Source organism: Streptomyces sp. NPDC054840 (assembly GCF_053611065.1).
Genome location: NZ_JBSGZP010000256.1, coordinates 1 through 9,495, shown reverse-complemented (window position 1 = coordinate 9,495; position 9,495 = coordinate 1). Strand labels below are relative to the sequence as shown.

Below are 9,495 nucleotides of genomic sequence, written 5' to 3'. Positions count from 1 at the left end.
GTCCCGTGATCCCCGGCGGGCGCACGACGACGGCTACGGCACCTCGCCGCGTTGTCGGAGCGCCAGAATACGACCGGTATGCAGACGCGCCTCCGCCTTGCGATGCACCGCATCCGACGCCGTGCGCTGATCCACCGGGGATCACGGGACAGCCCTCAGCGCCCGGCCAGCGGTGCCTGCTGGAGCGGGACCGGGCGGGGGGCGGTCGGCGTCGGCGGGTCCAGGACCACCGGCGGAGGAGGGGAGAGCGGCAGGTCCAGGCCGACGATGCCGCAGGGCACCTCGGGGGTCGCGTACGGGAGGTGCAGGCGGCCCTGCGCGCTCCACAGGCCGCTCCCGCCGAGCCAGCCCGCCGGGGCGGCGTGCCGGACGGCGTGCCGGTCGGCGGGGCGCCACAGCCCGATGCCGCCCTCGGGAAGCCGCAGCGCCACCCCGCAGGTCTCCGGCATCAGGGACTGGCCGGGCTGGACCGCGAACGGGCGGGCGTCACCCAGCCGGGCCAGGCACTCCGGGAAGCGGACGGGCAGGGAGCTGCCCAGCACGCCCCAGCCGAGGCGTGAGGTGCCCGGGGCGTCGGAGCGGATCAGCAGCAGCCCGCTGTCCGGGTCGGCCAGCAGCAGCCGGTCGTCGCTGTCCTCGGTGATCTGCAGCAGCGGGGACACCTCGGCGCGCCCCAGGTCCACGGCGACGGCCTTGGTGATGCCTTCCAGCTCGCGGTCCAGGGCCAGCAGCCGGCCCGCCCGGTCCAGCCAGACGCCGCCCGAGCACCGTCCCGGGATCCGGGCGACGGGCTGCGGCCCCGCCGGGCCCCCGGCCACCTGCCAGACCGTGGTCACGGTGTCCTCCGCGGCCAGGGCGAAGGCACCGGATCCGGCCGGGCACGGCGGGAGCAGGCGCACCCGTACGCCCTCCCGCGCGTCCACCCCGCCCAGTTGGAGCTCCCCGGTGCTCGGCCCGGCCTCTGCTCCCGTCGGGTACAGCAGTGCGAAGGCGTGGCGCTGCGCCACCCGCCGGTGGATCAGCACCCGCCCGTCGGCCAGCGGCAGCACCTCGCTGTCCGCCTCCTCGGGCTGCGCGAGCGGCAGCGGTACCGCGTACGCCTCGGGCCCGGCAAGGGTCCAGCGCTCCGCGTAGAGAGCGTCGCCCTCCCCGGCCAGCCGGGCGGCGTACGAGCCGTCCGCGGCGATGGTGAACGCGGCCGTGGTCGTCATTTCGATGGCACAGACAGTCATCCGTGGGCACCTCCGGAGGGGAAGCTAGTTTTCGGGCATCACGGCGAACAACACCACCAACACCGCTTCACACAAACGGGTGTCCGGTCGGCGATTCATGTGTGGTGGACGAGGCGTTTGTGCTGTTCGGCATCGGGGCGCGGGCCTGTGGAAGGGCCCGCGGCAGGTCCGGAGCACGTCCCGGGCAGGGCCCGCGGCAGGGCCGGGGGCAGGGCGGAGCTCGGAAATATTCCGGTATGTCCGACCCGAAGGGTCGGGGCTCCGGCCGGCAGAGCTGTCCTGACCGGGACGGTCGCCCCGGACGGTAGCCTTGGCCTGTGCCCCGTCTCTCTGAAGTCATCGCCGCGCTGGACGCTCTCTGGCCCCCCTCGCGGGCCGAGCAGTGGGATGCCGTCGGAACGGTCTGCGGCGACCCGGACGCCGAGGTCACCCGGGTGCTGTTCGCCGTGGACCCCGTTCAGGAGATCGCCGACGAGGCGGTGAAGCTGGGCGCCGACCTGATCATCACGCACCACCCCCTCTACCTGCGGGGCACCACCACCGTCGAGGCGGGCACCTTCAAGGGCCGGGTCGTGCACACGCTGATCAAGAACGACATCGCGCTGCACGTCGCCCACACCAACGCCGACACCGCCGCGCCGGGAGTCTCCGACGCCCTCGCCGGCGCCCTCGACCTGCGGATCACCGGCCCGCTGGTGCCCGACCCGACCGATCCGGAAGGCCGTCGCGGCCTCGGCCGGATCTGCGAACTGGACCACCCCGAGACCCTGCGCGAGTTCGCGGCCCGCGCCGCGGCCTGGCTGCCGCCCACCGCCCAGGGCATCCGCGTGGCGGGCGACCCGGACATGCCGGTCCGCCGCATCGCCGTCAGCGGCGGCTCCGGCGACAGCCTCTTCGAGCAGGTCCGCGCCGCCGGTGTGGACGTCTTCCTGACCGCGGACCTGCGTCACCACCCGGCGTCCGAGGCGCGCGAGACGAGCCGCCCGCTCGCCCTCGTCGACGCCGCCCACTGGGCCACCGAGTGGCCCTGGTGCGAGCAGGCCGCCGCGCAGCTCGACGCGATCTCCGAGCGCCACGGCTGGGGTCTGCGGACCCACGTCTCGCGCACGGTCACCGACCCGTGGACGGCCCACGCGCCGTCCGTCACACCCCCTTCTATCTCTGGAGCCCCCAACTGAACGCCGAGCCCGCCGACCAGATCCGACTTCTCGATGTCCAGGCCCTGGACGTCCGGCTGTCTCAGCTCGCCCACAAGCGCAAGTCGCTGCCCGAGCACGCCGAGCTCGACTCGCTCACCAAGGACCTGGCGCAGCAGCGCGACCTGCTCGTCGCCGCCCAGACCCAGGCGAGCGACACCGCGCGTGAGCAGACCAAGGCGGAGCAGGACGTGGACCAGGTGCGCCAGCGCGCCGTCCGTGACCAGCAGCGGCTCGACTCGGGCGTCGGCATCTCGGCCCGGGACCTGGCGAACCTGCAGAGCGAGGTCGTCTCCCTCGCCAAGCGCCAGGGTGACCTGGAGGACGTGGTCCTGGAGGTCATGGAGCGTCTGGAGGGTGCGCAGGAGCGCGTCACCGAGCTGACCGAGCGCGTCTCGGCCCTGGAGGCCAAGACCGCGGACGCCACCGCGCGCCGTGACGCGGCGACCTCCGAGATCGACACCGAGGTCGCGAAGATCACCAAGGACCGCGAGGTCATCGTCGCGTCCATGCCGGCCGACCTGATGGCGCTGTACGAGAAGATCCGCGTCAAGCAGGGCGGGGTCGGTGCCGCGCGCCTCTACCAGCGCCGCTGCGAGGGCTGCCGGCTGGAGCTCGACATGGCCGAGGTCAACGAGATCAAGGCCGCGGCCCGCGACCAGGTCGTACGTCACGAGAACTGCGGCCGCATCCTGGTCCGTACGGCCGACTCGGGCATCTGATGCAGAGGCTCGTCCGGTTCGTCGTGGAGGCGGACGGTGGGTCCCGGGGCAACCCGGGGCCGGCCGGCTACGGCGCGGTGGTGCTCGACCCGGCGACGGGCGAGACGCTGGCCGAACGCGCGGCGTTCATCGGCGTCACGACGAACAACGTCGCCGAGTACAAGGGCCTGATCGCCGGGCTCGAGGCCGCCCGTGAGCTCGCCTCCGACGCGCAGGTCCTGGTCCGGATGGACTCGAAGCTGGTCGTCGAGCAGATGTCGGGCCGCTGGAAGATCAAGCACCCGGACATGAAGCCGCTCGCCGCCGAGGCCGCGCGGATCCTGCCGCGCGCCCAGGTGACGTACGAGTGGATCCCGCGCGAGCAGAACAAGCACGCGGACCGGCTCGCGAACGAGGCGATGGACGCGGGCAAGCGCGGCATGCGCTGGGAGCCTTCGGTGTCCACGGCCGCCCTCGACCACGGCGCGGCACGCGCCCTGGCCACCCCGCCGGCGCCGGTGGGCCCGCCGGGGGACGCGACGAAGGGTGCCGCGGCAGTCCGTGCGGCCCTGGTCACCGCCTCCGGAGGTACGGCCATGGCGGCCCAGGAGCTCTCCGACACGCTGTTCGCCGACGCCGAGGCCCTGACGGAGGCGATCGAGCCCTGCCTCGACGCCGATGCCCCGGCGGTCGCCGTCGGCAGCCACGGCTGGGGCGCGGACATGGGGGCGCCGGCCACCTTCGTGCTGCTGCGGCACGGCGAGACCGCCCTCACCCCGCAGAAGCGCTTCTCCGGCAGCGGCGGCAGCGATCCCGAACTGTCCCCGGCGGGCCTGCGGCAGGCCGCCGCGGTCGCCGAGACGCTGGCCGCCCGCGGCACCGTCCAGACGGTCATCAGCTCCCCGCTGCGCCGCTGCCGGGAGACCGCGCAGGCGGTCGCGGACCGCCTCGGCCTCACCGTGACGGTCGAAGAGGGCCTGCGCGAGGTGAACTTCGGGGCGTGGGAGGGCCTGACCTTCGCCGAGGTGCAGCAGCGCTTCCCGGACGACCTCCAGGCGTGGCTGGACTCCCCGAAGGCGGCCCCGACGGGCGGCGGCGAGAGCTTCATGTCCGCCACCCGCCGGATCTCGGCGACCCGCGACCGCCTGCTGTCCACGCACGCGGGCCGCACGGTCCTGCTGGTCACCCACGTCACCCCGGTCAAGATCCTGGTCCGCCTGGCCCTGGGCGCCCCGCCGGAAGCCCTGTTCCGCATGGAACTCTCGGCGGCCTCCCTGTCGGCGGTGGCCTACTACGCGGACGGCAACGCCTCGGTCCGCCTCCTGAACGACACCGCGCACCTGCGGTAGGCGCCGCCGGTGCGAGGCCCCCGCCGACGGCAGCCCGCCGGCGGGGGACCCGTACCTCGTCCGGGTCAGGGCGCGGGCTTGGAGCGGCCGAGGTTCTCCAGTGCCCGGTCGAGGGCGCGGACCATGTTCCGTGCCTGGGCCTGGGCGGACTGGACGGCGCCGCGCGCCTGCCGCGCGTTCGGGTGGGGCCCTTCCCCGTCCGGTCCGGCCCAGTCCCGTGCGTCACGCCGTCCGATGTGGACCTCCAGATGGCGCAGCGCGTCTTCGAGCTGGTGGGCGAGTTCGCGAAGGCTCCCGGTCACGACAGTGATCTCGGCGGGGCTCGCGTAGGCATTGCGGGGGTCGGTGGTCGCTTCGGCGAGGTCTCGCATGTGCGCGGCAGCCGCGGCCGCGCGTGCGGGGTGATCGGTCATATGGCCGAGAGTGCCGCATCGCCCGGACCACCGACAGGTGCAGGCGCGGACGGCCGGATGCGGTGGCGGGCCGGCGTCCGCGCTCGCCGGGAAGGCCGGGCCGGGCCGGGCCGCCGCCGAGCGGGACGGGCCGGGAGATCCAGCCGGCCCGAACGGGCGTGGAGAAGGCAGACGAGCCGGCCTGTACGCCGGGTTCTGTCGCCCGGTGACCTCGCGGTCGCCGGGGAGACGGCCATCCATCTAGGACCGGTGTTGCCACCGGCCTCGTGCGGTCTACCCGCGAACTCGGGCGGGCAGCCCTCGATCGTTCGCGCAGACCCGTCCGGGGACGGATCCTCTTGACCTTGCTCCGGGTGGGGTTTACCTAGCCGCCTGAGTCACCTCAGGCGCTGGTGGTCTCTTACACCACCGTTTCACCCTTACCGGGGGCCGAAGCCCCTGGCGGTCTGTTTTCTGTGGCACTGTCCCGCGGGTCACCCCGGGTGGCCGTTAGCCACCACCCTGCCCTGTGGAGCCCGGACGTTCCTCGGCGGGATCCTGGGACCCCGACGCGGCCGTCCGGCCGACTCGTCTGCCGTGGCGACCATGTTACCCGTGGCGCCGACGTGGCTTGACCTTGACGCAGCGGCAGGGTTTCTACTGGGGGCATGCGGATCGGAGAGATCGCCGCGGTCGTCGGGGTCACCACCCGGGCGATCCGGCACTACCACCATGTCGGGCTGCTCCCGGAACCGGAGCGGCGCTCCAACGGCTACCGGTCCTACGGCCTCCGCGACGCCGTCCTGCTGGCCCGCGTACGCCGGCTCACCGAGCTCGGGCTCGGCCTCGACGAGGTGCGGAACGTCCTCGCGGACGACGCCGGACGCGAACTGGCCGACGTATTGGAGGAACTCGACGCCGACCTCGCCCGGCAGGAGGCCGAGATCCAGGAGCGGCGGCGCCGTCTCGCCGTGCTGCTCGCCGCCCGGCCGGGGGAGGCGGAGCCCCTCTCGCCCGGGCTCGCCGCGCTCTTGGCCAAGGCGCCGCGGACCGACTCGCCGGCCGCCGCCAAGGACCGGGAACACCTGACCCTCCTCGACGCGACGGGCGTGGGCGGCCAGGAGGTCTACGCCGCGCTCGGGCCGCTGGCCGCCGATCCCGCCGTGCTCGCGCTGTACGTGCGCCTCGACGAGCTCGCCGACGCGCCCGTGGACGACCCGCGGATCCCGCCCCTGGCGGCGGAGCTGGTGGCGGCCGTCCCCGACGAGGTGTTCGCCGCGATCCCCGCCGACGGGGTGGTCGTGACCGGCTTCAAGGAGGCGCTGCTCGCCGAGTACGCACCCGCGCAGGCCGAAGTCGTCCGCCTCGTGATGGAGGCGTTCATCGAGAGGGGGCGGGGATGACCCGCATACGGGCGGCGCGCATCGCCGTCACCGCCGTCGTTCCGGCGGAGCTGGTGCTCGTGGTGTGCCTGGCGGCCGGGCTGCGCCTGCCCGGACGGGTGCTCGTCGCCACCGAGGCGCTCCTCGCCGGCGTGCTGCTGCTGGAGGCCTCGGTCCTGCACGGCCTCTACGCCGCCGAGCGCGCCCGTGGCGCGGGCCGCCGGGCGGCCCGCCGCGCGGCGGGCCGGGCCGTGGTCCCGGTACAGGTCAGGCGCCTGGTGCTGCACGAGCTGCGTGCGACCGCCTCCCTCGGCCGGTGGGTCGTCGGCGGAAGGCACGGGGTGCGCCCCGGGGACCTCGCCGCCGCGTACACCGGACCGCAGACGGCCCTGATGTACGGGATGCTCTTCGTGTCGGTGACCGAGACCGTCGCCCTGGCCCTGCTCATCCCCTGGCCGGCGGTGCACCGGGTGGTGCTGGTGCTGGACGTGTACGGAATCCTGCTCGTCCTCGCCCTGCACGCCGCGTGCGTGACCCGGCCCCACGTGATCCGACCCGACGGGTCCCTGCGGATCCGTTACGGGGCCCTGTTCGACCTGGCCGTCCCCCCGGACGCGGTGGCGGAGGTCAGGGTGGATCGGCGCTACCCCGAGGGCCGGCTGGTCACGCTGTCCGAGGGCGGGGTGCTCGACCTCGTCGTCGGCAGCCAGACCTCCGTCACCCTGGACCTGAACAGGCCGCTCCGCTTCACCCGGCCGCTCGGAGCCACGGGCGAGGCCCGGACCGTCCGCTTCCACGCCGACGACCCGCGCGCGCTGGTCACCGCCCTGCGCCGGGGGCCCGCCACCCCCTGAAAGCTGTCCCGCCCTCAGACGGGCGCGAAGAGGATTTTCGACGTGCCCGGGTGGGCCTCCGTCAGCCGGACCCGGATCCGGTCGCCCAGGGGCAGGTCCAGCGTGGTGGACCGGACGCGGCCGACCACCGCCGGGTCCTCCAGGTGGACCGTGCCCACCAGCGGTTCCCCCTCCTTGACGTCGATGACCGTGGCCTCGAAGGTCTCCCCGACGCGGTTCTTGAGCACGGCGGCCTCGACCAGGTCCACGGACTCCCGTTCGACCGTGTTCGCCAGCCGGCTGCCCCGCGCCATCTCGTCCCGGAGCGCGGGAAGGGCCGCCAGGACCCACGGCGGCGGTTCCGTCCCGGCCACCGCCGCCAGGCACAACTCCCCGCCGTAGCGGTCGACGAGCCGGCGCAGCGGGGCGGTGCAGTGCGTGTACGGGGCCGCCACCGCGGAATGGATCGCCGGGTCGGGGCTGTCGCCGCCGGTGAAGACCGTGTAGCCCGCGCCGCGCAGCAGGGCCGTGCACTCCTGGAGGAAGGCGGCGTGGGCCGGGCGGTGCGGGTCCAGGGAGCGCACGAGTTCGGCGTACGGCACGTGGTGCGGCCAGTCGATGCGGAGGGCCTTCGCCGTCCGCCGGAGCTTGCCGACCGCGCCGTCGGGGGCGCTGGGCAGCGTACGCAGGATGCCGGTCCCGGTGGCCAGCATCAGATCGGCCGCGGCCATGCCGGTCATCAGGGAGATCTGCGCGTTCCAGCCGTCGGCCCGCAGCGGGGCACGGTAGGCCAGGGAGTACGTGCCGTCGTGCGCGACGACCTCCTGCTCGGGCACGTTGAGGGAGATGCCGCCGCGCGCCTGTTCCAGGGCTTCGCGGAGCCGGCCGATGTCCTTCAGGAGGGCGACCGGCTCCTCCGCCGTACCGGCGTCGATGGCCTTCTGGACCCCGTCGTAGTCGAGTCCGGCCCGGCTGCGGATCAGCGCGCGGCGGACGTCGACGGTCTCGACCCGGCCGTCGGCGTCCAGGTCGAACCGCCACACCAGGGCCGGGCGGACCTGGTCGGGCAGCAGGCTGGCCGCACCCTCGGAGAGGACGGCCGGGTGCAGCGGGACCTTCCCGTCGGGGAAGTAGAGGGTGGTCACGCGGCGGTGGGCCTCGGCGTCGAGCGCGCCGCCGGGGGTGACGAAGGCGGCGACGTCGGCGATGGCGTAGTGGACCCGGTAGCCGCCGCCGGAGCGTTTCGCCAGGTGCATGGCCTGGTCGAGGTCGACGGAGGCCGGCGGGTCGATCGTGAAGAAGGGGATGTCCGTACTGTCCAGGTCCGGGAGGCGGGGATGCGCCGCCGCGTGCTCGGCCTCGGCGAGGACGGCGGCCGGGAACACCCCGGGCACCTCCAGCTTCGTCCGCAGTTCACGCAGCGCGGCTCGCAGAGCAGCCCCGTCTGCGCCGGTCATGTGCATCTGACGGCGTGGCATGTGTCGAGCGTAGGGGGCGGCGGGCCCGGACGGCACGGCGAGCGCGGGGCGCGGACGTCTACCCTGGCTCGGGGGCCGCACCCCCTGCGACGTCGTACCGAAGGAGAACCACCGTGCTCGTGCTGCTGCCGCCGTCCGAAGGAAAGGCCGCCGGCGGCTCCGGCGCGCCCCTGAAGCCGGAGGCGCTGTCCCTGCCCGGTCTCGCCCCGGCCCGTGCGGCGGTGCTGGACGAGCTGGTCGAGCTGTGCGCCGCCGACGAGCTGAAGGCGCGCGAGGTCCTGGGCCTGAGCGAGGGCCTGCGCGGCGAGGTCGCCAAGAACACGGAGCTGCGTACGGCGGGGGCCCGTCCGGCGGGCGAGATCTACACGGGCGTGCTCTACGACGCGCTCGGCCTGGCCGACCTTCCCGTGGCGGCGCGGGCGTCGGCCGAGGAGGCGCTGCTCGTCTTCTCGGGGCTGTGGGGCGCGGTGCGGATCACCGACGCGATCCCCTCGTACCGCTGCTCGATGGGAGTGAGGCTGCCCGGACTGGGCGCGCTGGGCGCGTACTGGCGGGGGCCGATGGCAGAGGTCATGCCGGAGGCGGCCGGGGACGGGCCGGTGCTGGACCTGCGGTCGGCGGCGTACGGGGCCGCGTGGAAGCCGAAGGGTGAGGTGGCGGGGCGGACCGCGACCGTCCGGGTGCTGCACTCGCAGAGGGTGGACGGGGTGGAGAAGCGGTCCGTGGTGAGCCACTTCAACAAGGCGACGAAGGGGCGGCTGGTACGGGACCTGCTGACGGCGGGGGCCGCGCCGACTTCGCCCGCCGAACTGGTCACGGCCCTGCGGGACCTGGGGTACACGGTCGAGGCCGAGGCCCCCGCGAAGCCGGCGAAGGCCTGGTCCCTCGATGTGGTCGTGACGCAGATCCACCACTGACGCGCGGTGCGGTGC

General features: G+C 74.4%; 9 protein-coding genes and 1 other RNA gene. 6 read left to right on the top strand and 4 right to left on the bottom strand.

Annotated features, from left to right (window positions below):
* Positions 1-155 precede the first annotated feature (155 nt).
* On the bottom strand, positions 156-1,232 hold the full coding sequence (locus tag ACWGIU_RS19420) for a hypothetical protein (protein WP_453707398.1): 1,077 nt from the start codon (positions 1,230-1,232) through the stop codon (positions 156-158).
* A 317-nt stretch (positions 1,233-1,549) separates the two neighbouring features.
* Here ACWGIU_RS19420 and ACWGIU_RS19415 point away from each other — a divergent pair, with 317 nt between their 5' ends.
* Genes ACWGIU_RS19415 through ACWGIU_RS19405 form a run of 3 tightly spaced genes read left to right on the top strand, consistent with a single transcriptional unit; the run spans position 1,550 to position 4,478 of the window.
* On the top strand, positions 1,550-2,410 hold the full coding sequence (locus ACWGIU_RS19415; RefSeq protein WP_453707396.1) for a Nif3-like dinuclear metal center hexameric protein: 861 nt from the start codon (positions 1,550-1,552) through the stop codon (positions 2,408-2,410).
* Positions 2,407-3,150, top strand: a complete 744-nt coding sequence (locus tag ACWGIU_RS19410) for a zinc ribbon domain-containing protein (RefSeq protein ID WP_453707400.1) — start codon at positions 2,407-2,409, stop codon at positions 3,148-3,150. Before ACWGIU_RS19415 ends, ACWGIU_RS19410 begins: the two co-directional genes overlap by 4 nt.
* A complete protein-coding gene (locus tag ACWGIU_RS19405) occupies positions 3,150-4,478 on the top strand; it encodes a bifunctional RNase H/acid phosphatase (protein WP_453707394.1) in 1,329 nt (442 codons plus the stop codon). The genes ACWGIU_RS19410 and ACWGIU_RS19405 overlap by 1 nt, the downstream gene beginning before the upstream one ends.
* A gap of 65 nt (positions 4,479-4,543) precedes the next feature.
* Here ACWGIU_RS19405 and ACWGIU_RS19400 read toward each other — a convergent pair whose 3' ends face one another.
* Both ACWGIU_RS19400 and rnpB read right to left on the bottom strand, forming a co-directional pair.
* Positions 4,544-4,891 (bottom strand): hypothetical protein, encoded by a 348-nt coding sequence (locus tag ACWGIU_RS19400; RefSeq protein WP_453707392.1) that lies wholly within the window; start codon positions 4,889-4,891, stop codon positions 4,544-4,546.
* A gap of 168 nt (positions 4,892-5,059) precedes the next feature.
* An RNA gene (gene rnpB, locus ACWGIU_RS19395) (RNase P RNA component class A) lies at positions 5,060-5,461 on the bottom strand.
* Between the two features lie 77 nt (positions 5,462-5,538).
* Here rnpB and ACWGIU_RS19390 point away from each other — a divergent pair.
* Complete coding sequence (locus ACWGIU_RS19390) at positions 5,539-6,273, top strand: MerR family transcriptional regulator (RefSeq protein ID WP_453707390.1); 735 nt, start codon at positions 5,539-5,541, stop codon at positions 6,271-6,273.
* Positions 6,270-7,106 carry a hypothetical protein gene (locus tag ACWGIU_RS19385; protein WP_453707388.1) on the top strand — a complete coding sequence of 279 codons (837 nt, stop codon included), beginning with the start codon at positions 6,270-6,272 and terminating at the stop codon, positions 7,104-7,106. The genes ACWGIU_RS19390 and ACWGIU_RS19385 overlap by 4 nt, the downstream gene beginning before the upstream one ends.
* A gap of 14 nt (positions 7,107-7,120) precedes the next feature.
* Here ACWGIU_RS19385 and ACWGIU_RS19380 read toward each other — a convergent pair whose 3' ends face one another.
* Positions 7,121-8,563, bottom strand: coding sequence for an RNB domain-containing ribonuclease (locus ACWGIU_RS19380; protein ID WP_453707386.1), 1,443 nt, complete (start codon positions 8,561-8,563; stop codon positions 7,121-7,123).
* 113 nt (positions 8,564-8,676) lie between these two features.
* On the opposite strand from ACWGIU_RS19380, the gene yaaA reads away from it, so the two are divergent.
* Complete coding sequence (gene yaaA / locus ACWGIU_RS19375) at positions 8,677-9,480, top strand: peroxide stress protein YaaA (RefSeq protein ID WP_453707384.1); 804 nt, start codon at positions 8,677-8,679, stop codon at positions 9,478-9,480.
* Positions 9,481-9,495: the final 15 nt, after the last annotated feature.